Source organism: Stenotrophomonas sp. (genome assembly GCF_050737075.1).
Taxonomy (GTDB): domain Bacteria; phylum Pseudomonadota; class Gammaproteobacteria; order Xanthomonadales; family Xanthomonadaceae; genus Stenotrophomonas.
The window spans coordinates 1-23701 of sequence record NZ_JBOHXV010000077.1; the positions used below are offsets into that span (position 1 = coordinate 1).

At 68.3% G+C, this 23701-nt stretch carries 23 protein-coding genes and 1 pseudogene; 5 read left to right on the top strand and 19 right to left on the bottom strand.

Annotated features, from left to right (window positions below; all coding sequences use genetic code 11):
* Window positions 1–32: 32 nt before the first annotated feature.
* A complete protein-coding gene (locus ACREPD_RS16505; protein WP_431600340.1) occupies window positions 33–1664 on the bottom strand; it encodes an isovaleryl-CoA dehydrogenase in 1632 nt (543 codons plus the stop codon).
* A gap of 105 nt (window positions 1665–1769) precedes the next feature.
* Here ACREPD_RS16505 and ACREPD_RS16510 point away from each other — a divergent pair, with 105 nt between their 5' ends.
* Genes ACREPD_RS16510 through pdeM form a run of 4 tightly spaced genes read left to right on the top strand, consistent with a single transcriptional unit; the run spans window position 1770 to window position 7474 of the window.
* A complete protein-coding gene (locus ACREPD_RS16510; protein ID WP_431600341.1) occupies window positions 1770–2777 on the top strand; it encodes a ligase-associated DNA damage response exonuclease in 1008 nt (335 codons plus the stop codon).
* Window positions 2774–4378, top strand: coding sequence for an ATP-dependent DNA ligase (locus ACREPD_RS16515; RefSeq protein WP_431600342.1), 1605 nt, complete (start codon window positions 2774–2776; stop codon window positions 4376–4378). The genes ACREPD_RS16510 and ACREPD_RS16515 overlap by 4 nt, the downstream gene beginning before the upstream one ends.
* 14 nt (window positions 4379–4392) lie before the next feature.
* Entirely contained in the window at window positions 4393–6840 is a 2448-nt protein-coding gene (locus ACREPD_RS16520; RefSeq protein WP_431600343.1) for a ligase-associated DNA damage response DEXH box helicase, read from the top strand.
* Complete coding sequence (pdeM, locus tag ACREPD_RS16525; RefSeq protein WP_431600344.1) at window positions 6830–7474, top strand: ligase-associated DNA damage response endonuclease PdeM; 645 nt, start codon at window positions 6830–6832, stop codon at window positions 7472–7474. The genes ACREPD_RS16520 and pdeM overlap by 11 nt, the downstream gene beginning before the upstream one ends.
* A 39-nt stretch (window positions 7475–7513) precedes the next feature.
* On the opposite strand, the gene ACREPD_RS16530 is transcribed toward pdeM, so the two are convergent.
* The 10 genes from ACREPD_RS16530 to rlmD form a co-directional block, all read right to left on the bottom strand.
* Window positions 7514–7879, bottom strand: a complete 366-nt coding sequence (locus ACREPD_RS16530) for a hypothetical protein (protein WP_431600345.1) — start codon at window positions 7877–7879, stop codon at window positions 7514–7516.
* 18 nt (window positions 7880–7897) lie between these two features.
* The gene (locus ACREPD_RS16535; protein ID WP_431600346.1) at window positions 7898–9154 is read right to left on the bottom strand and encodes an FAD-dependent oxidoreductase; all 1257 of its coding nucleotides are present in this window, start codon (window positions 9152–9154) and stop codon (window positions 7898–7900) included.
* Window positions 9155–9256: 102 nt separating this feature from the next.
* A complete protein-coding gene (locus ACREPD_RS16540; RefSeq protein WP_431600347.1) occupies window positions 9257–9817 on the bottom strand; it encodes a hypothetical protein in 561 nt (186 codons plus the stop codon).
* A 171-nt stretch (window positions 9818–9988) separates the two neighbouring features.
* Window positions 9989–10195, bottom strand: a complete 207-nt coding sequence (locus ACREPD_RS16545; protein WP_313343069.1) for a cold-shock protein — start codon at window positions 10193–10195, stop codon at window positions 9989–9991.
* A gap of 88 nt (window positions 10196–10283) precedes the next feature.
* The gene (locus ACREPD_RS16550; RefSeq protein ID WP_431600348.1) at window positions 10284–11030 is read right to left on the bottom strand and encodes an S-methyl-5'-thioinosine phosphorylase; all 747 of its coding nucleotides are present in this window, start codon (window positions 11028–11030) and stop codon (window positions 10284–10286) included.
* A gap of 9 nt (window positions 11031–11039) precedes the next feature.
* Complete coding sequence (locus ACREPD_RS16555) at window positions 11040–11594, bottom strand: hypoxanthine-guanine phosphoribosyltransferase (RefSeq protein ID WP_421569795.1); 555 nt, start codon at window positions 11592–11594, stop codon at window positions 11040–11042.
* A complete protein-coding gene (nagZ, locus tag ACREPD_RS16560; protein WP_431600349.1) occupies window positions 11594–12601 on the bottom strand; it encodes a beta-N-acetylhexosaminidase in 1008 nt (335 codons plus the stop codon). The genes ACREPD_RS16555 and nagZ overlap by 1 nt, the downstream gene beginning before the upstream one ends.
* Before the next feature lie 97 nt (window positions 12602–12698).
* Complete coding sequence (locus tag ACREPD_RS16565) at window positions 12699–13385, bottom strand: DsbA family oxidoreductase (protein ID WP_431600350.1); 687 nt, start codon at window positions 13383–13385, stop codon at window positions 12699–12701.
* A 63-nt stretch (window positions 13386–13448) separates the two neighbouring features.
* Window positions 13449–13940, bottom strand: coding sequence for a CYTH domain-containing protein (locus tag ACREPD_RS16570; protein WP_431600351.1), 492 nt, complete (start codon window positions 13938–13940; stop codon window positions 13449–13451).
* A gap of 1 nt (window position 13941) precedes the next feature.
* On the bottom strand, window positions 13942–15273 hold the full coding sequence (gene rlmD / locus ACREPD_RS16575) for a 23S rRNA (uracil(1939)-C(5))-methyltransferase RlmD (RefSeq protein WP_431600352.1): 1332 nt from the start codon (window positions 15271–15273) through the stop codon (window positions 13942–13944).
* A gap of 138 nt (window positions 15274–15411) precedes the next feature.
* Here rlmD and ACREPD_RS16580 point away from each other — a divergent pair, with 138 nt between their 5' ends.
* On the top strand, window positions 15412–16134 hold the full coding sequence (locus ACREPD_RS16580) for an Hpt domain-containing response regulator (protein WP_431600353.1): 723 nt from the start codon (window positions 15412–15414) through the stop codon (window positions 16132–16134).
* 167 nt (window positions 16135–16301) lie between these two features.
* Here the strand turns inward: ACREPD_RS16580 and recO are convergent, their stop codons facing one another.
* The 8 genes and pseudogenes from recO to ACREPD_RS16620 form a co-directional block, all read right to left on the bottom strand.
* Window positions 16302–17024, bottom strand: coding sequence for a DNA repair protein RecO (recO, locus tag ACREPD_RS16585; RefSeq protein ID WP_431600354.1), 723 nt, complete (start codon window positions 17022–17024; stop codon window positions 16302–16304).
* Between the two features lie 30 nt (window positions 17025–17054).
* Complete coding sequence (gene era, locus ACREPD_RS16590; protein WP_431600355.1) at window positions 17055–17954, bottom strand: GTPase Era; 900 nt, start codon at window positions 17952–17954, stop codon at window positions 17055–17057.
* Entirely contained in the window at window positions 17951–18631 is a 681-nt protein-coding gene (gene rnc / locus ACREPD_RS16595; RefSeq protein ID WP_431600356.1) for a ribonuclease III, read from the bottom strand. The genes era and rnc overlap by 4 nt, the downstream gene beginning before the upstream one ends.
* Complete coding sequence (locus ACREPD_RS16600; protein ID WP_431600357.1) at window positions 18621–19004, bottom strand: DUF4845 domain-containing protein; 384 nt, start codon at window positions 19002–19004, stop codon at window positions 18621–18623. The genes rnc and ACREPD_RS16600 overlap by 11 nt, the downstream gene beginning before the upstream one ends.
* A 33-nt stretch (window positions 19005–19037) precedes the next feature.
* The gene (lepB, locus tag ACREPD_RS16605) at window positions 19038–19832 is read right to left on the bottom strand and encodes a signal peptidase I (RefSeq protein WP_431600358.1); all 795 of its coding nucleotides are present in this window, start codon (window positions 19830–19832) and stop codon (window positions 19038–19040) included.
* A 24-nt stretch (window positions 19833–19856) separates the two neighbouring features.
* Window positions 19857–21647, bottom strand: a complete 1791-nt coding sequence (gene lepA / locus ACREPD_RS16610) for a translation elongation factor 4 (RefSeq protein WP_421569922.1) — start codon at window positions 21645–21647, stop codon at window positions 19857–19859.
* Window positions 21648–21792: 145 nt separating this feature from the next.
* Window positions 21793–23310, bottom strand: coding sequence for a DegQ family serine endoprotease (locus tag ACREPD_RS16615; RefSeq protein ID WP_431600359.1), 1518 nt, complete (start codon window positions 23308–23310; stop codon window positions 21793–21795).
* Between the two features lie 89 nt (window positions 23311–23399).
* A pseudogene (locus ACREPD_RS16620) lies at window positions 23400–23701 on the bottom strand (anti-sigma factor); the annotation flags it as partial.

Consider the following 23701-nt stretch of genomic DNA (forward strand, 5'->3'; position numbering starts at 1 on the left):
TGGGCCGACCGGCGACGCCGGTCGGCCCCGCGTTACGGCAACGCGCGCGCCATGATGGCCTGATGGTCGACGTCATCGGGCAACGTACCGAATGCCATGCCGTGGTCTCCGCCGAGGCGGGAAGCAACGAATGCGGCCGCCAGCGGGCTCTGCGCACGCAGTAGGACCGAGGCCTGCAACAGCAACGCCAGTCGTTCGGTGACCCGCCGTGCCTGCGCCTCCGCAGGGGTGGCGGCCAACTGCTCGCGCAGTGCCTGCAAGGCAGCGTCGTAACGCGGGTCCTGCCCCACCACCGTCTGCAGTTCCGCCTCCAGCACCGGCACTACCTGCGGCTCGCGCGCCAACGCGCGCAACACGTCCAGGCACTGGATGTTGCCGCTGCCTTCCCAGATCGAATTCAGCGGCGCCTGCCGGTACAGGCGTGGCAGCATGGATTCCTCGACATAGCCGGCACCGCCCAGGCACTCCTGCGCCTCGTTGACGAACACCGCCGCACGCTTGCACACCCAGTACTTGCCGACCGCCGTTGCAATGCGCGCGAAGGCCGCCTCCTGTGCATCGTGCGGCGCCAGGTCGACCGCGCGGGCAACGCGCATGGCAAAGGCGGTTGCCGCCTCCGACTCGATCGCCAGGTCGGCCAGCACGTTGGCCATCAGCGGGTGGTCGCACAGACGGCGGCCGAAACTGCTGCGATGCCGGGTGTGGTGCAGGGCCTGCGCCAGCGCCATGCGCATTTCCGCCGCGGCGCCGAGCATGCAGTCCAGCCGCGTCAGCATGACCATGCCGATGATGGTCGCCACACCCCGCCCTTCGTCGCCCACCCGGCGCGCCCACGCGCCGCACAGCTCGATTTCGCTGGATGCATTGGACCAGTCGCCCAGCTTGTCCTTGAGCCGCATCAGCCGGAAGGCATTGCGGTTGCCATCGGCCAGCCGCCGCGGCATCAGGAAACAGGTCAGCCCCCCCGGCGCCTGCGCCAGCACCAGGAAGCCGTCGGACATCGGCGCGGAGAAGAACCACTTGTGCCCGACCAGCGCATAGCTGCCGTCGGCGCGCGGTTCGGCGCGGGTGGCGTTGCTGCGCACGTCCGAACCGCCCTGTTTCTCGGTCATGCCCATGCCCAGGGTGATGCCGGCCTTGTCGGCGATCGGCACATCGCGTGGGTCGTAGATCGGCGCGGCCGCCTTGTCGGCCCATTCGGCCAGCGCCGGATCCTGGCGCAGCACGGCCACCGCCGCATGGGTCATGGTCAACGGGCAACTGGTGCCGGCCTCTGCCTGGTGATGCAGGAAACTCAGCGCCGCGCGCGCGACGTGTGCACCCGCGCGGCCATCGTGCCAGGACAGCCCGGCAACGCCATGGCGCTTGGCCACCTCCATGAGCTGGTGATAGGCAGGGTGGAATTCGACCGTATCGATGCGGTGTCCCTGCGCGTCATGCGTACGCAGCCGTGGACGATCACGGTTGGCCTCAAATCCCAGCCGGTACAACGTGTCGCCCGCGCTGCCGCCATAGGCCTGCAGCACATCGACGAACCCCGCGCCGCCCTCGCGCTGCACGGCGTCGGCCAGGGCCACGTCGTCGGCCCATAGATTGCGAACGCCGAACGGCGGCGGCTGGTTGGTGACTTCGTGGGTCTCGAACGCGGGCAATGCGGACGTCATGACGCAGGCCTCCTGGCAGGTGCCACGATTCTGCCGCATCCACGCGCGGGTCGCCGTTCAGCCGGATTCTCACCTCGTGCACGACCGCGGCGGCACAGTGCAGGCATGACTGCAGACGTGGCGAACAATGACCTGGTGGTGCTGCGTCCGGAGGGCCTGTACTGCCCGGCGGGCGATTTCCATATCGACCCGTGGCGGCCGGTACCGCGCGCGGTCATCACCCACGGCCACGGCGACCATGCGCGCGGCGGGATGGGCCAGTATTACTGCAGCACCGGCAGCGTGCCGATCCTGCGCTGGCGGCTGGGCGATGTCGCGCTGGAGGCACACGACTACGGTGAACGCTTCACGTTGGGCGGCGTGCAGGTGTCGCTGCATTCGGCCGGGCACGTGCTGGGCTCGGCACAGGTGCGCATCGATGACGGGTCGCAGGTCTGGGTCGCGTCGGGCGACTACAAGCGCCAGCCCGATCCGACCTGCGCGCCGTTCGAGGTGGTGCCGTGCGATGTATTCATCACCGAGGCCACGTTCGCGTTGCCGATCTACCGCTGGCAGGACACCGCCGCGGTGGCCGCCGAGATCGTGGCCTGGCGGCGCGAGTGCGAACAACGCGGCGAAGCCGCGATCCTGCTGTGCTACGCCCTGGGCAAGGCGCAGCGGGTGTTGGCCGAACTGCTGCCGCTGGACGACCAGCCGGCGTGGCTGCACGGGGCCATTGCCAATGGGGTGGCGGTGTACCGGCAGGCCGGCATTGCGATGTTGGACACGCACACGGTGGCCGAACAGGGCCGCGAGCCCGATGCCGCGGGCAAGCTGATCCTGGCACCGCCGTCGGCCGCCGGCACCACGTGGCTGCGCCGCTTCGGCAAACACCAGCTGGGCTTCGCGTCAGGCTGGATGCGGCTGCGCGGCAATCGTCGCCGGCGCAACTACGACCGTGGCTTCGTGGTGTCCGACCACGCCGACTGGCCGGCGCTGCTGCAGACCATCGAACAGACCGGTGCGCGGCGCGTGATCGCCACCCATGGCAATACCGATGCGCTCATTCCGTTCCTGCGCGAACGCGGCATCGCGGCCGAGGCCTTCCGCACCGATTTCGGGAGCGAGGAATGAGGGCCTTCGCCGCGTTGTACCAACGCCTGGACCGGAGCACCGCTACGCTCGACAAACGCGCCGCGCTGGTCGCGTACTTCCGCGCCGCGCAGCCGCATGATGCGGCGTGGGCGCTGTACCTGCTGAGCGGCGGCAAGGTGGGCGGCGCCCGCCAGAAGATTGCCAGCAGCGGCGAACTGCGCGCGTGGATCGCGGAGGCATCCGTGTTGCCGGACTGGCTGGTGGCCGACAGCTACGACCAGGTCGGCGACCTGGCCGAGACACTCACGCTGCTGCTCCACGACCCACACGACTCCGCGCCGGAACGGCCGTTGGCCGAGTGGATCGAAGGCCATCTGCTGGCGGTGGCCAACCAACCCGAAGCGGTACGACGCGCGGCGGTGGAAGAAGGCTGGCGCCACCTGCCTGCCGCCGAACGCCTGGTGTTCAACAAACTGCTCACCGGCGCGCTGCGCGTGGGCGTATCGCAGCGCCTCGTGCAGCAGGCATTGGCGGAGCTGTCGGGTATCGACATCGCCCGCATCGCCCAGCGCATGCTCGGGGCGTGGGTGCCCTCGCCCGGCCTGCTGGCCACGCTGCTTACGCCGGAGGAACTGCCCGAGGACCGGCAGCAGCCGTATCCGTTCTACCTCGCCTCCCCGCTCGAAGCCGACGTCACCAGCCTGGGCCCGATCGACGACTGGACGCTGGAATGGAAGTGGGATGGCATCCGCCTGCAGCTGCTGCGCCGCCAGGGCGAGGTCGCCTTGTGGTCGCGCGGCGAAGAGCGTCTGGACGGTCGCTTCCCGGAGATCGAGCACGCGGCGATGGCACTGCCGGATGGCACCGTGATCGATGGCGAACTGCTGGCCTGGCGCGATGGCGAGGCGCAGCCGCTGCCGTTCACCGCGCTGCAGACGCGCATCCAGCGGCGCAAGCCCGGCCCGAAGACCCTGCGCGACACGCCGGTGCGCGTGCTGGCCTATGACCTGCTGGAGCTGGGCGGCGAAGACCTTCGCCAGCAGCCGCTGGCGGCGCGGCGCGCGCGTCTGGCGACGGTGCTGGATGCGCTGGGCGACCCACGCCTTGCCCTGTCACCGGCGCTCGTCGCCGCCGACTGGCCTGCCGCGGCGGCGCAACGCACGCAGGCGCGCGAGCGCGGCGTGGAAGGACTGATGCTCAAGCGCAGCAGTTCGGTCTATCAGAGTGGCCGGCGGCGCGGCGACTGGTGGAAGTGGAAGATCGATCCCCTCACCATCGATGCGGTGATGATCTACGCGCAGGCCGGCCACGGCCGGCGCAGCACGCTGTACACCGACTACACGTTCGGCGTGTGGGACGGCGAGCGGCTGGTGCCCGTAGCCAAGGCGTACTCGGGCCTGGACGACAAGGAGATCCTGGCGCTGGACCGCTGGATCCGCGCCAACACGCTGGAACGCTTCGGCCCGGTGCGCAGTGTGCGCGGCGAGCAGGTGTTCGAACTCGGCTTCGAGGCGGTGAACCGCAGCGCCCGGCACAAGTCGGGCATCGCGGTGCGCTTCCCGCGCATCCTGCGCTGGCGGCACGACAAGCCGGCCAGTGAGGCCGATACGCTGGCGCAGCTGCAGGCGCTGGCGCGGTGACGCGGCGTGAGGCGATGGCCCGGCTGACCGCGTGGTTCGCCAGCCGCGGCTGGGCGCCGCTGCCCTTCCAGAAAACGATGTGGCGGCATTACCTTGCGGGCGAGTCGGGCCTGCTGCACACGCCCACCGGCAGCGGCAAGACGCTGGCGATGTTCGGCGGCCCGCTGCTGCAAGCGCTGGCCGATCCGCTGCCGCGTGCGACCACCGGCCGCAAGGGTAAGACAGTGCCGGCCTTGCAGGTGCTGTGGATCACCCCGTTGCGTGCGCTGGCCAGCGACACCGCACGGGCGTTGCGCGAGCCGTTGGACGCGTTGGGGCTGGACTGGCAGGTGGGCCTGCGCACCGGCGATGCCAGCGCGCGCGACAAGCGGCTGGCGCGCGAAGGCCGCGTGGATGTGCTGGTCACCACGCCCGAGTCGCTGGCACTGCTGCTGAGCTATCCCGCCACCCTGGCGCATCTGCGCCAGCTGCGCTGCGTGGTGGTGGACGAGTGGCACGAGCTGGTGGGCAACAAGCGCGGCGTGCTGCTGCAGTTGAACCTGCGGCGGCTGCGCGATGCGCTGCCCGCGTTGCAGGTGTGGGGGCTGTCGGCCACGCTGGGCAACCTGGACGAGGCGCGCGAGGTATTGCTGCCCGATCGGCCCGATGCACCGCTGGTGGCGGGCGTGCGCCCGCGCGCGGTGGCCGTGGAGACGCTGCTGCCGGCGCAGGGCGAGCGGTTTCCGTGGGCGGGTCACCTGGGCCTGTCGCAGCTGCAGCGCGTGCAGGAGAAACTGTTTTCGGTCGGGACCAGCCTGCTGTTCACCAACACCCGCGCACACGCCGAGCTCTGGCACCAGGCGCTGTCGGCGGTGTGGCCCGAAGACCCGGCCACGCTGGGCCTGCACCATGGCTCGCTGGACCCCGCACAACGGCGCGTGGTGGAACAGGGCCTGCGCGACGGTGTGCTGCGCTGCGTGGTGGCCACCTCCAGCCTGGACCTGGGCGTGGATTTTCCGGCGGTCGACCAGGTGCTGCAGATCGGCAGTCCGAAAGGCATCGCGCGGCTGCTGCAGCGCGCCGGGCGCGCACGCCATCGCCCGGGCGAATCCGGGCACATCGTGTGCGTGCCCTCGCATGCGCTGGAGCTGGTGGAGTATGCCGCCGCGCGGCGCGCGCTGGCCGACGGCGTGATCGAGGCGCGCCGCCCGTTGCGGCTGTCGCTGGACGTGCTGGCGCAGCATTGCGTGAGCTGCGCGCTGGGTAGCGGTTTCGAGGCGGATGCGCTGCTGGAGCAGGTCCGCCGCACGCATGCCTTCGCGGCGCTGGATGCGGCGCAGTGGCAGGGCGTGCTGGACTTCATCGTGCAGGGTGGGCGCGCGCTCGCGCAGTACCCGGACTTCCACAAAGTCGTGCGCGACGCCGACGGCGTGTACCGCGTGCACGACCGTCGCGTGGCACTGCGCCACCGGCTGTCGATCGGCACCATCACCAGCGACGGCAGCGTCATGGTGCAGTTCCTGCGCGGCGGTCGGCTGGGCACGGTGGAAGAGCAGTTCGTGGGGCGCCTGCGTCCCGGCGACCACTTCCAGTTCGCCGGCCGCCTGCTGGAACTGGTACGCCTGGAAAACCTCACGGCCTATGTGCGGCTGGCGCGCGGCGGCGAAGGCGTGGTGCCGCGCTGGCAGGGCGGGCGGCTGCCGTTGTCTGCGGCGCTGGGGCAGGAAATGGAAGCCGTGCTCGCCGCGCCCGCCACCAGCCCGGAAATGCGGTGGCTGGCGCCCCTGCTGCGCCTGCAGGCGCGCGTCTCCGCCCTGCCCGGTCCGTCGCTGCTGCTGGTGGAAACGGTGCGGCGGCGGGACGGCCAGTTCGTGTTCGTGTATCCCTTCGCCGGACGCCAGGTCAACGAAGGCATCGCGGCGTTGATGGCGATGCGCTGGACGCGGGTGCAGGCCAACACGTTCGGTTACGCCGCCAACGACTATGGCTTCGTGCTGGCGCCGGCACGCGCGGTCGAGGTGGATACGGCGCGGATCAGCGCGCTGCTGCGACCCGACGGCGTGTTCGCCGACCTGCGCGACAGCCTCAACCTGGGTGAGCTGGCCCGTCGCCAGTTCCGCGACATCGCGCGGGTGTCCGGGCTGTTGATCCCTGCGCTGCCCGGGCGCACGCCGCGCAGCCTGCGCCAGCTGCAGGCCTCCGCCGGCCTGCTGTACGACGTGCTGCGCCAGCACGACCCGGACCATATTCTGTTGGGCTTGGCCGAACAGGAAGTGCTGCACGGCCAACTGGATCTGGAGGGCCTGGCCAACACGCTGCGTCGCTGCCAGGCGCGTACGCTGTGCCTGCAGGCGCCCGCCACGCTGGGGCCGCTGTCGTTCCCGCTGTGGGCCGAGCGCCTGCGCGGGCAGCTCAGCAACGAAGACTGGAAGACGCGCGTGCTGCGCGCGGCCAACCAACTGGAGACGCGCCATGCCAACTGATGCGGCCATTACGCTTGCAGGCGAAGACATGCGGCTGCTGGGCGAGCGTGCCCTGTACTGGCCCGCACGCGAGGCGTTGCTGATCGCCGACCTGCACCTGGGAAAAGCGGATCTGTTCCGGCGTGCCGGCATCGGCCTGCCCAGCGGCGGCACCGGCGAGGACCTGGCGCGGTTGACGCGGCTGCTCGCCGAGCATCCCGTGCGCACGCTGTGGATCCTGGGCGACGTGCTGCACGGCGCGGCGCATCGCGCCGCCTGGTACCGCCAATGGCAGGGCTGGCGGGAGCAGCACCCCACGCTGGAGATCGGTGCGCTGGCCGGCAACCACGACCGCGTGCTGCCGAAGGCGGACCTGGGCATCACGCTGCTCGGTGAGCGGGTGCAGGAAGGGCCGTTTCTGCTGCGGCATGATCCGCAGCCGCACCCTGCGCTGCATGTGCTGTGCGGCCATCTGCATCCGCTGGCCAAGCTGCCCGGCATGCAGCGGCGGTGGCCGGCGTTCTGGCTACGCGATCGGCTGACGGTCCTGCCGGCCTATTCGAAGTTCACCGCCGGTATCGCACCGGTGCTGGATGCCGGCGAGCAGCTGGTGGCGTGCGTCGAAGACCACGCCATTGTGTTGCCGATGCGGTGAGATTCCCCCGCACCGTAGCGCCGGGCTCTGCCCGGCTGCTCACGCCGCCGAGGGCAGCAACACCTCGGGCATCAGACGGATGTCCGGCGCATTCGGATTGGGCCGCACCGGGCGGCTGAGCACTTCGGCCAGCATCGCACGCGCCGCCGAGCGGATGCGCGCGTGGTGTTCCGGCGCGGCGTGGGTGATCAGGCTGGTCACGTGGAATTCGAAGATGTCTTCCATCACGTCCGGCTGATCCTCGTGCAACATCTGCAGCAGTCCGCGCAGTTTGCAGATTTCAGTATCGAGAACGTCGGCCGGAAACAACATGTCTATCTCCTTGGGGGATGAGGTCCAGTAACGCTTCCTTTCTCCCATGGCGACGGTGATTTCACCGTCAACAAGTGTTGGTTGACCCTTCACGCAACACCCTGTTCACCGCTACGAAACGTTATGTGCTGATGCCGCTTCGGCTTCGAGTGGGCGCATCGCCTCGACAAAACCGGGCGAGAGTTTCAACTTCCCCAACCATCCCCGCTGGGTGCCGCTGAGTACGCGCAGCATGTGGCCGCGGCCGCCCGGCAGATTGCCCATCGGCTTGAACAGCACGTCCCGGGCCTGCGCCAACGTATCGCGTTCGGACTGGAACAGCGGGGTCAACCAGCGGCTCCAGAAGTGATAGATGGCCACGTGCGCACTGCGCTGTGCCTGGTACGCACGCAACGCGGCATCGCGGTCGGCGTGCGCGCGCAATGCGTCGCGCAGTGCCAGCGCATCCATCAGCGCCATGTTGACGCCCTGCCCCAGCTGCGGACTCATGGCATGCGCGGAATCACCGGCCAGCACCAGCCGCTCGCGATGCCAGCGCGCCATCACGGCATCGCGGTACCCGGCGCGCGCCAGCTGCGCGCCATCGCATACGTCCTGCAGGCGCAGGTGGGCCTGTGGCCACAGCGTGGCCACCTCGTCCAGCCAACGCGGCATGCCGTCCTGCTCCCATTGCGCGAACTGGTCGCGCGGCAGGCTCCAGAAGAAGCTCAGCTGCGGCTGCGGATTGCCCGGGCGGGTGCCCACCGGCAACAGGCCGATCATCTTGCGCGCGGCCACGTAACGCTGGCGCAGTTCGTCGTGATGCGCCCAGTCGCCGCGCGGCAGCAGGCACCACAACGCACCCCACGGGTACTCGCGGTCCAGCCGGGTGCCCTGCACCAGGGTGCGCAGCGACGAGGCCGAGCCATCGGCGGCGATCACCAGGTCATACGGACCATGCCACGTTCCGCGGGTATCGCGCACACGTCCGTTGGCGGTGTCCACATCAACGATCGTGGTGTCGGCCTGCAGGTTGCCCGGCTGTTCCCAGGCCTCGGCCAACAGCGAGAACAGCGCGCCGCGCTGCATGCCGATGCCATGCAGGTGCGCATGCAGGCCTGCATAGTGCATGTCCATGACCGGGCGGCCACAGGGCGTTTCGCCGTACAGGCGACGCACGGCCGCGCCATGCTGCAGCACCTGCGGCAGCAGGCCCATCTGCCACAGCACGTCCAAGCCGCTGGGTTGCAGCAGGAAACCGGCACCCACCGGCCCCGGCGCGACGGCACGTTCGAACACATGCGCCTGGTGGCCATCGCGCGACAACAGGACGGAAAGCGCCTGGCCGGCAGTGCCGTAGCCGACGATGGCGATGGTGCGGGGTTGCATGTGACGTCCTGTCGCGGCGGGAAACCGCCATTATCGACGATCTGCACAGGGACCGGGGTTGGCGGTCCCTGTACGGAGGGTGGACGCGGTGGGGTCAGCCGCTCATGCCCAGTCGGGCTTGAAGAGTTCGATGCCACGAATGGCCATGGATCGGTCGGGCTGTCCCTCGAAGTCGTAGAGCATGATCGACACATCGCCGACATCGCAACCTTTGGGAGCATCGAAGCTGCGCGAAACCATTCCCCAGCTCGGGTACACATCGAACGTATCGATGGAATGCCAATACGTCGTGCCGTCGAACAGCAGCAACGCCAACTGTGCCTCAAGCAGGGGCACCTCGCGCTGCATCCGGGGCAGCTCCAACGTCGGCGGTCGCACCATCGACGTCCGCCAAGCGGTTGCTTTCAACGGATACTCGGCGACCTCGAACCGCAGCAGCCACTTCGCCCCGCCCTCCATGCCATGGAGTTCCTGAGTGATTCCCACGCCCTTGCCGAAATACGCGTAGTGGCGGCCACCGTCGACAGCGGTGTCGACCCCCTTGTTGGCCTTCCAATGAGACAGCCCGCTGCTGAAATCCCCGTTGCGGATGATGTTTTCCATGATCGTGGCCTTGTAGGTGATGATGCGAACCAACAGGAAAAACGCTGTCCACAGCGACATGCTGGGACACCGGCATTTCCCCCGTTGCATTGCAGATCACCCGGCCATGGCGCAGCGCAGGCAAGCCCGACCCTAATGGAGCAAACGTGCAGGCCGCATGAAGATCAGGTGAGTACCGCAGCCAAAAAAAACCCCGCCGGAGCGGGGTTTTTCAACGCGCAGCGGAGTGGATCACTCAGCCGGCACGATGTTCGAGGCTTGGGCGCCCTTCGGGCCCGAGGTCACGTCATAGGTGACCTTCTGGCCTTCCTGCAGACTGCGGAAGCCCTTGGAGTTGATCGCGGAGAAGTGCGCGAAGACGTCGGCGCTGCCGTCCTCCGGCGAAATAAAGCCAAATCCCTTGGCGTCGTTGAACCACTTGACGGTACCGTTCGGCATGGTAATGCGAGACCTTCTTCAATGAATGGGTGGTGTACGCTCAACCAGCGCACTGGCGGAGTATGCAAAGCTTGTTACGCAATGACAATCACCCGCGTGCCATTTCGCCAATCAGTTCCGGCAATCCGGCCGACGCCGCGTCCACATTGGCCAGCACTTCGGCCATGGTGATCTCGTCGCCATCGCCACAGCCGGCGGCCCAGTTGGCCACGATGGCCAGGCAGGCATAGTCCAGGCCGAGTTCCCGGGCCAGGCTGGCCTCGGGCATGCCGGTCATGCCGACCAGATCGCAGCCATCGCGGCGCATCCGCGCGATTTCGGCATTGGTCTCCAGCCGCGGCCCCTGCGTGGCGCCATAGCAGCCGCCGTCGTGCAGGCGTACGCCGGTCACCTTGGCCGCCGCCAGCACCTTGCTGCGCAGCATCGGCGTGTAGGGATGGCCGAAATCCACATGCAGCACCTCGCTGCCCGGCTCTTCGCTCAGGGTCGAGATGCGGCCCCAGGTGTAGTCGATCAACTGGTCGGGGCAGGCCAGCACGCGCGGACCGAAGTGTTCGGTGATGCCGCCCACGGTATTGAGCGCCAATACGCGCGCGGCACCAATTTGCTGCAACGCAGCAAGATTTGCACGGTAGTTGATCTTGTGCGGCGGCAGCGAATGGCCTTCGCCGTGGCGGGCCAGAAACGCCACCCGCTGGCCGAGCAGCGTGCCGACCCGGATCGGCCCGGACGGGGTGCCGTAACGGGTTTCCACGGCATGGCTGCTCACGTCATCGAGCTGGGCCAGCTTGTACACACCAGTGCCGCCGATGACGGCCAGGGAGATCGCTTCCATGGGCGCTGCTTATTCCTTCATCGCATAGATGGCGGGCACGCCGCGCAGCGCTTCGTTGACGTCCATGCCGAAGCCGAACACGTAGCGATCCGGCAGTTCGATGCCGGGGTAGTCGGCCTTGACGTCGGGCAGCGCGCGGTCGTGCTTCTTCACGGTGAGCGCGGCAATGCGCACGTCGGTGGCGCCCTGCTCCAGGCACCAGGTGCGCACGCCCTGCAGGGTGAAGCCTTCGTCGAGGATGTCGTCGACCAGCAGCACGCGGCGGCCGAACAGCGCGGTGGCCGGCTTGTGCTTCCACACCAGCTCACCGCCGGTGGTTTCACCGCGGTAACGGGTGGCGTGCAGGTAATCGAACTGCAGGTCCTGGCCGCGCGCGCCCAGCTCCAGCGCCAGCTGGCCGGCGAACGGCAGCGCACCGTGCATGATCGACAGGAACAGCGGTACTTCGCCCTTGTAGTCGGCCGCGATGGCATCGGCGATGCCGGCGATGGCCTTGTCGATGGTGGGACGGTCGACCAGCAGGTCGGCCTGGGCCAGGGCCTGGGAAATGGTGAGGTTGGGCATCAGACGGTTCTTCCAAGGGTGTCAAGCAAACGGGATTGGGAGCTGCCATGGCGGGCGTCAGCCAGCAGGCCGTCCCAGCCAAGCGCGCCGCGGCCGATCAGGCCGAGCAGCGCGGCAGTATTGAGTGGGCGGCCCTCGACGGCGCGCAGCGCCTCGTCGACCAGCTCCGGGTGGCAGACCAGCACGACGTCGCAGCCCGCATCCAGGTGCGCATGCACGCGCGCCTGCACGCCACCAACCGAGAACGACCCGGCCATGCCGATGTCGTCGGAGAACACCACGCCACGGAAGCCCATCTCATTGCGCAGGATCTGCTGGATCCAGCGCGGCGAATAGCCGGCCGGTTCCGGCGCGACCTGCGGGTAGACCACATGGGCCATCATCACGGCATCCGCGCCGGCGTCGATGCCGGCCGCGAACGGCAGCAGGTCCAGCGCGCGCAGTTCATCGAGCGCGCGCGGGTCGCTGGCCGCCGCCACGTGGGTGTCTTCCAGCACGCTGCCGTGGCCGGGGAAATGCTTGAGCGTGGCGGCCATGCCCACGCTGTGCATGCCGCGCACGTAGGCGCGGGTGAACGCGGCGACAACCTGCGGGTCGGCACTGAAGGCGCGGTCGCCGATGGCGCGGTTGCCGCGCCCCAGATCCACGACCGGGGCGAAGCTGAGGTCCACGCCACTGGCGCGCACTTCACTGGCCATCAGCCAGGCGTGCTGCTCGGCCAGGGCCAGCGCGGCGTCGGGGTCCTGCGCATACAGCGCATCGAAGCCCTGCAGCGGCGGCAATGCACTGTATCCGTCGCGGAAGCGCTGCACGCGGCCGCCTTCCTGGTCCACGCAGACCAGCACCGGCCGGGGCGCGGCGGCGCGGATGGCCGCCGACAGGTCGGCAACCTGCTGCCGCGAGGCGAAGTTGCGCTTGAACAGGATGACGCCGGACACGGCGTCGTGCTGCAGCCAATCGCGTTCCTGGGCAGTGAGTTCGGTCCCGGCAACGCCGATCACGAGCATGGGTCAATCTCCAAAACGGGGCACCAGCATGGCGCACCGCCGCATTGTCGCAGAACCCGCACGCGCTAGGCCACGGCCGGGGGGCCGTGGCGGGCGGTCAGGCGCAGCCCTGTGCGTCGCAGGACTGGCCACCGGCAGGCGGCGGGTCCGGCATCTCGGCCGCGATCTGGCGCAGGGCCTGGGCGAACGCCTCCGGCGGCTGGGCGCCCTGGAGCGCGTAGCGGTCATTGATCACGAACGTGGGCACCGACTGAATGCCCAGCGCCTGGGCCTGGGCCAGTTGTGCCTGGATCTCCTCCAGGCCCTCGTCACTGGCCAGCAGCGCGGTGATCCGCTCAGCGGCCAGGCCGCCGGCCGCCCCGGCATCGGCCAGGGTCTGCGGGTCGGCCAGGTTGCGGCCCTCGACGAAATGGGCGCGGAACAGCGCCTCACCGACCTCGGCCTGCACGCCTTCACGGCCGGCCAGCCACATCAGCCGGTGCGCAGGCAGCGTGGTGACACGGACTTGGCCCTGGTCGAAGTCCATCGGCAGGCCTTCGGCGCGTGCAGTGGTCTGGGTCTGGGTGAGGATCTGTTCGGTGCGCTCGGCACTGCCGAACTTGGCGGCATACGCCTCGCGCAGGGGCACCGGGCGGGTGCCGGCGTCCGGGTCGAGCAGGAAAGGATGCCAGACCACCTCGACGGCCGGCGCATCGTCACCCAGCAGGGCCAGGCCCTGCTGGAAGCGGTGCTTGCCGATCCAGCACCAGGGGCATACCACGTCGGACCAGATATCGATTTTCATTTCCCCGACATGGGGATGCGCCCATCCAACACAATGGGTAGCCGGCCTCTGGCCGGCAACCTGTTACCTCGCCCAGCGGCTGAACGGGTGCGCGGCCAGGGCCAGGTTGTAGTAGCGGACGTCGTCGGTCACTTCAGCGCCCACCCACTCCGGCAGGTCGATGGCCTGCGCGGCATCGTCCAGCTCGACTTCGGCCACGACCAGCCCGGCGTTGTCGCCCAGGAACTCGTCCACTTCCCACAGCAGGCCGCCGTGCCGGACCAGATGGCGGCGCTTGTCGATCAGCCCACCCACGCACAGCGCGAGCAGCGCGCGCGCGTCGTCCACCGGAATCGGATAGTCGAACTCCTGCCGGGTGTGGCCGATGTCGCGCGATTTGAGGTTGAGGAACGCCTGTTCGCCCTGGATGCGCACGCGCACCGAAGCCTGCTGCGCGCCGCTGTCGATCGCCGCGCTGTCGTTGATGTAGCCCTGCGCCATCGGCAGCACCGCGTGCGCGGCGGCGCGCCAGCCATCACCGCTGACCAGGAACTTGCGTTCGATCTCGATGCCCATGTCAGCGCTTCTCGAATACCGCGATGCTTTCCACATGCGCGGTGTGCGGGAACATGTCCATCGCGCCTGCCGACACCAGGGTAAAGCCCTGTTCGTTCACCAGGTAACCGGCGTCGCGCGCCAGCGAACCCGGGTGGCAGCTGACGTACACGATGCGCTTGAACTGCTTCAGCGGCAGCTGCTGCAGCACTTCGATCGCGCCCGAACGCGGCGGGTCCAGCAGCAGCTTGTCGAAGCCCTGGCGCATCCACGGTGTCTGGCGCTGGTCCTGGGTCAGGTCGGCGGCATGGAACTGCGCGTTGTCCAGGCCGTTGCGTGCGGCGTTTTCCTTCGCGCGCGCCACCAGCCCGGCCTCGCCTTCCACGCCGACCACTTCGCGCACGGTGCGCGCCAGCGGCAGGGTGAAGTTGCCCAGGCCGCAGAACAGGTCCAGCACGCGCTCGTCCGGACCGGCGTCGAGCAGCTCCAGCGCCAGCGCGATCATCTTCTCGTTGAGGGTGGCGTTGACCTGGATGAAATCGAGCGGGCGGAACGCCAGTTCGATATTCCATGGGGCCAGGCGGAACGACAGCGGCACCTCGGCCACCAGCGGATGCACCGACTCCACGCCGCCGGGCTGCAGGTAGATGGCAAAGCCGTGCTCCTCGCCGAAGGCGGCCCAGGCATGCTTGTCCGCATCGCTCAGGGGAAGCATGTGGCGGATGGTCAACACGATCGCGTCGTCGCCGGCGATGAACTCCACCTGCGGAATATCGCGCTTGCCGTCCAGGGTTTCGATGAAGGTCGACAGTGCCGAGACCTTCATGCCGATCTGCGGAATCACGGTCAGGCACTGACTCAGGTCGGCCACGAAGCGCGGGTCCAGCTCACGGAAGCCGACCAGGGTCTTGTCCTTCTTCTCGACGCGGCGCACCGAGAAGCGGCCCTTGCGGCGATAGCCCCAGGCGTCGCCGACCAGCGGCGGCAGCACGCTGCCCGGGGTGACGTGACCGATGCGGGTCAGGTTGTCGATCAGCACCCGCTGCTTGGCCACGATCTGCTGCGACTCCTCCAGGTGCTGCAGCACGCAGCCGGCGCAGACGCCGAAATGCGGGCAGCGCGGGGTTACCCGCTGCGGCGACGGCTGCAGTACCTCGACGGTGCGGGCCTCGTCGAAGTGACGGTTGCGGGCCGTGGGCTCGGCGCGCACCACCTCGCCGGGCAGCGCGCCGGAGATGAAGGTGACCTTGCCGCCCTCGCCTTCACGGCGGGCAACGCCCCGTCCGTCATGGCTGAGGTCGAGGATGTCGGTCTGGAACGGGGTCTTGTCGAGGCGGGAACGGGATCGGGCCACGTGGCAACAGGCTGCGGACAAAAAGGGTGCGTATTGTCGCAGATACGCGTACCCGGCTGCCGGTCAGCCCGCTCATGACGCTTGCAGGACGCCGCATCGTGTTTAATATGCGCATAGCTGACATGGAGGCAGCCCCAAATGCAGATGACCCCGAGGGTTCCCGTGCCCCGACTCCTGCTCGTCGAGGACGACACCATCAGCCGCGGCTTCTTCAAGGCTGCGCTGGAGACCCTACCCGCCCAGGTGGACACCGCCGATTCGCTGGCCAGCGCCATGGAACGTGGCCAGGCCGGCCTGCACGACCTGTGGCTGATCGACGTGAACCTGCCGGACGGCAATGGCGCCGAGCTGCTGCACGCGTTGCGCCGCTCGCGCCCGGACACCCCGGCGCTGGCCCATACGGCCGATGGCGACACCAGCATGCATGCGCGGCTGCGCGATGCCGGCTTCAGCGACACCCTGGTCAAGCCGCTCAGCCGCGAGCAGCTGCTCAAGGCGGTGCGCCGGGCGCTGGTGAACAGCCCGGGAGGCGCCCCGGGAGCAAGCGACAGCAGCGACGCCGAGCGTGAGGACTGGGACGAGATCACCGCCCTGGCCGCCCTGAATGGGCAGCGCAACCACCTGATCGCGCTGCGCGAACTGTTCCTGGCCGAGCTGCCGGGGGTACGCGATGCGGTGGCCCAGGCGGTATTGCAGCACGATGTGGGCACGTTGAAGGGCCAGCTGCACCGGCTGCAGGCCAGCTGTGGGTTTGTCGGTGCCGCGCGCCTGGCCCGCGCGGTACGCCAGCTGCACCAGGCGCCGGAGTCCAACGGCGCCCATACCCAATTCCGTGCGGCGGTAGAGTCCCTGTTGCATTAAGAGGACACGCATGGCGTGTCCCGACGCGTAGGGTGCAACCCCCATCAACGTTCGACCCCCAACCCGGTCGACCAAGGGTCGTAGTGACACGCCATGCGTGTCAAAGCCATGATCCTGTGCACGTACACGAGCCATGCGTGTCAAAGCCATCATCCTGCGCACGTAAATCACCGTCGCCGCGCCAGATCCTCCAACATCTCCCACGATTTCAATCCGCGCCCGCCGAGGTGATGCAGCAGCACCGCGCGCATGCCGCGGCGCAGGCTGGCCAGGTCGTCGGCGCCAGGCTGTACGTCTTCCCCAAGCGCGAGCAGCGCGCTGCCGGTGGCCGTGCCGCGGCGCGGGTCCAGGCCGCGTTCGCTGAGCAGCCGCCGCGGCCCCTCCAGCGGGTCCAGTTCGTAGCGGGCCGCCGGATCGATCGGCTCGCCATCGCTGCCATGGGCCAGGTCGAAACCGAAGCCCAGGTCTTCCAGCAGGTCCCGCTCGAAGCGGCGCAGGGTCCAGGCCAACGGCTCCCCGCTTCCCAGCCGGTGCCGCACCAGGCCGTAATGTTCGAATAGCTCGGGCAGCGGGTCCTGGCGGGGTGCCAGCCGCATCACCAGTTCATTGACGTAGAAGCCGGCGAGCATGGCGTCGCCGGTCAGCCGGGGCGCGGCATCCAGGGCCTCGGCGCCGCGCAGCTGGGCCAGCTCGCCACGCTGCACCGCCGTCAGGCGGATCCACTGCAGCGGCTGCAGGGCGGCACGCAGCGCCTGGCTGCGCGGACTGCTGACGCCGCGCGCCAGCACCCCGATGCGCCCGTACTGTTCGGTCAGCACTTCCACCAGCAGGCTGGTCTCCCGCCAGGGGCGGGCATGCAGCACGAACGCCGGTTCGTCTTCGATGCGCATGGCCTGCGGTGCCGGAGCAGCCCGACGGGCTTACTCGTAGCCGAAGGCCTTCAGCGCGGCTTCGTCGTCGGACCAGCCTTCGCGCACCCGCACCCAGGTCTCCAGGAAGACCTTGGCGTCGAAGAGGCGCTCCATCTGCATGCGCGACTTGGCGCCGATGTCCTTCAGGCGGGTACCGCCCTTGCCGATCACGATCGCCTTCTGGCCTTCGCGTTCGACCCAGATGACGGCGCCGATCCGCAGCAGGTTGCCATCTTCGACGAAGCGCTCGATCTCCACCGTGGTGGCATACGGGAGCTCTTCGCCAAGCTGGCGCATGAGCTGCTCGCGGACCAGCTCGCCGGCGAGGAAGCGCTGGCTGCGGTCGGTGATTTCATCTTCGCCGAACATCGGTGGGGCCACCGGGAGCAGCTTCAGCAGGTCGCGCACCAGCGCTTCCAAGCCGTTGCGCTTCTGCGCGGAAATGGGGTGAACGGCGGCGAACGTGCGGCCTTCGGTGACCTGCTGCAGGAACGGCAGCAGCGCGGCCTTGTCCTTCATGCGGTCCACTTTGTTCACCACCAGCACCACCGGCACGCCGGCGTCGCTGAGCACATTGAAGGCCAGCGTGTCTTCCTCGTCCCAGCGGCCGGCTTCGATCACCAGCATGCCGGCGTCCACGCCCTCGAGCGAGCCGCGCGCGGCGCGGTTCATGACCCGGTTCATGGCGCGCTTCTGCACGCGGTGCAGCCCGGGGGTGTCGACCAGCACCAGCTGCCCTTCCGGGTAGCTGGCGATGCCCAGCAACCGGTGGCGGGTGGTCTGCGGCCGGTTGGACACGATGCTGACCTTGGCGCCCACCAGGGCGTTGGTCAGGGTGGACTTGCCGACGTTGGGGCGGCCGATGACGGCCACGCTGCCGCAATGATGGGGGGTTGCTGCTTCGCTCACTTGGAATCCAGTTGCTCGAGGGCGGCCGCAGCCGCCTGTTGTTCGGCCAGCCGTCGCGAGGCACCTTCGCCTTCGGTGCTGACAGCGGGATCGGCTACGCCGCAGCGTACCCGGAAGGTCTTGGCGTGATCGTCGCCTGATTCTGACACCAATTCGTACAGCGGCAGCGCCTTCTGTCGGCCCTGCAGCCATTCCTGGAGCCGGGTCTTGGGGTCTTTCTCGGGCTTGCCGGTGGCCGGCAGGGCCTCCATGGAGGGGCCGAACCAGGGCAGAACGACTGCTTGGCAGGCCGCGAAGCCCGCATCCAGGTAGATGGCGGCCACGATGGCCTCCAGCGCGTCGGCCAGGATCGAGTCCCGGCGGTGGCCGCCGGACTTCATTTCGCCGGGCCCCAGCGTCAGCCGGTCGCCCAGTTCGAGGGTGCGGGCAATCACCGCCAGTGCGCCTTCGCGCACCAGCTCGGCCCGGGCGCGGGTGAGCGCGCCTTCGTCGGCCTTGGGCCAGCGCTGGTACAGCGCCTCGGCAATCATCATGTTGACGATGCTGTCGCCGAGAAACTCCAGCCGCTCGTTGTTCGGCGTGCCGGCACTGCGATGCGTCAGGGCCTGCTGAAGCAGGCCCGGGTCATTGAAGGCGTGACCGATGCGGTCACCGCGTTTGAAAGTGTTAGTCGGCACCGCTAAGGGTCAATTCCTGGTGGGCATCAAATTTTCCAACCACGTCGAGGTTGCCGACCAGCGGGCGACGCACTTCGTAGTTGACCTTCATGTTCCAGCCGCCGCTGACGCGCTCGAACTTCACGTTGGCCGGCTTCACGCTTTCGGAGTAGCTGATGTCCAGGCGGCGGAAGAACATCTCCTGCACCTTGCCCGGCTCCATGTTGCCCACGCCAGGTTCCTTGGCGATGCCCTTGAGGGCGGTCTTCACCGCGTAGAACTCGGAGTACATCGGGAACAGCTTCATGCCGATGTACAGGCCGAAGCCCACGATGCACAACACCACCAGGAAGGAGGTCAGGGTCATGCCACGCTGCGTCTTCATCGTCTTCATTGCGTTCTCCCCAGATACGCGCTTGCCAGAAAATCAGTTGATCCCGGTACCGATCCGCGACGGCTCGAAACCGTCCTTGCAGAACCAGCCCGAGCAGTTCAGCCAGATCAGGAACGCCTTGCCACGGAGGTTCTCCTCCGGCAGCAGGCCCCAGAAGCGGCCATCATCACTGTTGTCGCGGTTGTCGCCCATCACCAGGTACTTGCCTGCCGGCACGGTCCACTGGCCTTCGCCACGCGGGTAGTCGGTCTCCAGCACGGTGTGGGTGCGGCCCGGCAGGTGCTCGACCAGCAGCGAGCTGCCCTCGCCCTGGCCACGGTGCCCAGCATACAACCCCTTGTTCTCGTACTTGACCGGGGTGCCGTTGAGGATCAGCCCGTTGCCCTGGAACACCACCTCGTCACCCGGCACGCCGATGACACGCTTGATGAAGTTCTCGCCCTTGTTCGGGTCGTTGTCCGAATGGCCGGGGAAGTGGAACACCACCACGTCGCCGCGCTCGGGCTCGCCGATCGGCACGACCTTGAGGTTGTTCAGCGGCAGGCGCAAGCCGTAGGCGAACTTGTTGACCAGGATGAAGTCGCCGATCAGCAGGTTCGGCATCATCGAACTGGAGGGGATCTTGTAGGGCTCGGCAATGAAACTGCGTACCACCAGCACGATCGCCAGCACCGGGAAGAAGGCCCGGGAGTAGTCCACCAGCACCGGCTCGGAGTCCAGCAGCCCGGCGTTCGCGTGGCGGCGCTTGGCGAAGTACAGCTTGTCGGCCAGCAGGATCAGGCCCGAGGCCAGCGTCAGTACGACCAGGAGGATCTCAAACAGTTTCATGCAGTGTCCTTGGGAACGGGAGCCTTACTTGTCCATCTGCAGCACGGCGAGGAAGGCTTCCTGCGGGATCTCCACGCGGCCCACCTGCTTCATGCGCTTCTTGCCTTCCTTCTGCTTCTCCAGCAACTTCTTCTTGCGCGAAACGTCGCCACCATAGCACTTGGCCAGCACGTTCTTGCGCATCGCCTTGACCGTGGTGCGGGAGATGATCTGCGAGCCGACGGCGGCCTGGATGGCCACGTCGAACATCTGCCGCGGGATCAGTTCCTTCATCTTTTCGCACAGCTCGCGGCCGCGGCGGTCGGCATGGCTGCGGTGCACGATCAGCGACAGCGCGTCGACCTTGTCGCCATTGATCAGCACGTCCACGCGGACGAACGGACCGGCATCGAAGCGCACGAAGTGGTAGTCCAGCGAGGCATAGCCGCGGCTGACCGACTTGAGCTTGTCGAAGAAGTCCAGCACCACTTCGGCCATCGGCAGTTCATAGCTGATCTGCACCTGGCTGCCCAGGTAATTGATGCCGATCTGGCTGCCGCGCTTCTCTTCGCAGAGCTTGATGATGCTGCCGATGTACTCCTCGGGGGTGAGCACGTTGGCGCGGATGATCGGCTCGCGGATTTCATCGACCATGTTCACCGGCGGCAGCTTGGCCGGGTTGTCCATGTTGATGATGGTGCCGTCGGTCTTGAGGACCTCGTAGACCACCGTCGGCGCGGTGCTGATCAGGTCCAGGTTGTATTCGCGCTCCAGGCGCTCCTGCACGATTTCCATGTGCAGCATGCCCAGGAAGCCGCAGCGGAAGCCGAAGCCCATCGCTTCGGAGCTTTCCGGCTCGAACCGCAATGCGGCATCGTTCAGGCGCAGCTTGTCCAGCGCTTCGCGCAGGTCCGGGTAGTCTTCGGCGTCGACCGGGAACAAGCCGGCGAACACGCGCGGCTGCATTTCCTGGAAGCCGGGCAGCGGCTTGGCGGCCGGGTCGGCGGCCAGGGTCAGGGTGTCGCCCACCGGCGCACCGTGCACGTCCTTGATGCTGGCCGTGACCCAACCCACTTCACCGGCACGCAGGGCTGGCAGCACCTTGCGCTTGGGAGTGAACACGCCGACGTTGTCGACCTGGTGGTTGCGGCCGGTGGACATCACCTGCAGCTTGTCGCCGGCCTTGATCTGGCCCTGCATCACGCGCACCAGCGAGACCACGCCCAGGTAGTTGTCGAACCACGAGTCGATGATCAGCGCCTGCAGCTTGTCGGTATCGCGCGGCACCGGCGGCGGGATGCGATGCACGATCGCCTCCAGCACGTCCACCACGTTCAGGCCGGTCTTGGCACTGACCGCCACCGCGTCGGTGGCGTCGATGCCGATGACGGCCTCGATCTCGGCCTTGGCGCGCTCGATGTCGGCGGTCGGCAGGTCGATCTTGTTGATCACCGGCACCACTTCCAGGCCCTGTTCGACCGCGGTGTAGCAGTTGGCGACCGACTGCGCTTCCACGCCCTGGGCGGCATCGACCACCAGCAGCGCACCTTCGCAGGCGGCCAGCGAGCGGCTGACTTCATAGGAGAAGTCGACGTGCCCGGGGGTATCGATGAAGTTCAGGTGGTAGGTCTGCCCATCCTTGGCCACGTACGGCAGCGACACCGACTGGGCCTTGATGGTGATGCCACGCTCGCGCTCGATCGGGTTGGAGTCGAGCACCTGCGCCTCCATTTCGCGGGCCTGGAGGCCACCGCAAAGCTGGATGATGCGATCGGCCAGCGTGGACTTGCCGTGGTCGACATGGGCGATGATGGAGAAGTTGCGGATGTTCCGCATCGAATCAGAGGACATAGGTGGCGGCGGCGCGTCGCGTCGTCAGGATAACGGCACATTATCGCATGCCCGACCCCCTCCCGCGTGCCGGAGGCCAAATACGACCGGGCCCGCCGAAGCGGGCCCGGAAACGCAGCAGTGGCGGGGGTTACTGGCCGGTCTTGACCGGCACGAAGGCGCTGTTGCCGTTGGCACGGATCAACAGCATCACCACATCGCCCTTCTTGTAGCTGCCCAGCGCCTTGTTCAGCGCGCTGACGTTGCCGACCGGAACACGGCCGACCTGCAGGATCACCATGCCCGGCGACAGCCCGGCGTCGCGGGCGGCCTGGCCCTTGACACCGGTGACCCGCACGCCCTCGCCCGCATCCAGCCCCAGCTGCTGGCGCTGCGGAGCGGTCAGGTCCGCCACGTCCAGACCCAGCAGGGCGTTGGCCCCGGCCTGCGGCGCGGCGTCGGCCGCTGCCGGGCCGGTCGGGCCGCGGGCGGCGTCGTCGGCCAGCTCGGTCAGGGTGGCGGTGATCTCACGCTCGCGGCCATCGCGCAGCACGCCCAGGCGGACCTTGCTGCCCGGCGCCTGCGCGCCGATCAGCGGCGGCAGGTCGCTGAAAGTGTTGATCGCCGTGCCGTTGACCGAACGGATCACGTCGCCGACTTCCAGCCCGGACTTGGCGGCGGCACTGCCCGGCACCAGTTCGTTGACCAGCGCACCGCGGCTGTCGGGCAGGTTGAAGCCCTGCGCCACGTCGCCGGTGATGGCACCGACGATCGCGCCGAGCTGGCCGCGGCTGACCCGGCCGTTCTTCTTGATCTGCTCGACCGCGCCCATGGCCAAGTCGATCGGGATCGCGAAGCTGATGCCCATGTAGCCGCCCGAGGCGGAGAAGATCTGCGAGTTGATGCCGACCACTTCACCGCGGGTATTGAGCAGCGGGCCGCCCGAATTGCCCTGGTTGATGGCCACGTCGGTCTGGATGAACGGCACGTAGCGCTGGTCCTGGCCGCCGGTGCTGCGCCCGACCGCACTGACCACGCCGGCGGTCACCGAGTGATCCAGGCCGAACGGCGACCCGATCGCCACCACCCACTGGCCCGGCTTGAGCGTGTTCGAATCGCCCACGCGCACGGTCGGCAGGTTCTTGCCCTCGATCTTCAGCAGGGCCACGTCGTACTGCTGGTCGCTGCCGACCACCTTGGCGACGAACTCGCGGCGGTCGCCCAGCTTGACCTTCACTTCGCCGGCGTCGGCCACCACGTGGTAATTGGTCAGCACATAGCCGTCGGGGGAGATGATGAAGCCCGAGCCCATGCCGCGGCCGCGGATGCTGGGGCCTTCATCGTCGCCACCGGGCTGGCCCGGCATCTGGAAGTCCGGCCCGAAGAAGCGACGGAAGAACTCCGGCATCTGGTCGTCGCCACCGCCGGGCCCGGCACCCCGCGCCTGGCGGTTGCTGCGCACGATGGTGGTTTCGACGTTGACCACACCCGGCCCGACCTGCTCCACCAGATTGGTGAAGTCCGGCAGGCCACTGACCAGCGGCGCGGCGGGCGCGCGCGGTGCAGCGGCGGCCGTCGGCGCGGCCGGGGCCGGCGACTGGGCGCAGGCCACCAGGGGAAGGGTCATGGCCACCAGGGCCATGGCATGCATGCGGATACGGGCGGTCATCAGACTCGAGCCTCCGGGTCAGGGATCAGAAAGTAAGGGGGGAGCGCTGCACGGCTTGCACAGCGCCCGATGGGACGGTGACAACCGGCTCAGTCGCGCTGCCTGCGCGCCGGGGGTGTGGCCGTGCCTTCATCCTGGAGGCGCGGTTCGAACGGGTAGAACGCCGCCTGCGGCTCCTGCGTGGAGAAGCTGGCGTTGAGCGCGCCACTGCCGCCCAGCGTGGAGCGCGGCCACGGCCGGGCCTGCAGGCCGCTGGCATCACCGAACGGCAACGGGCGGTGCTCGGCGTTGGGCAGGGCCGGCGCGGGCGATGCCTGGCTGGCCACCGCGCGCTGCGGTTCGGCACTGCGGCTGGCCACGCCGCGCGCGGCCTGCTGGGTGCGGGTGGCGC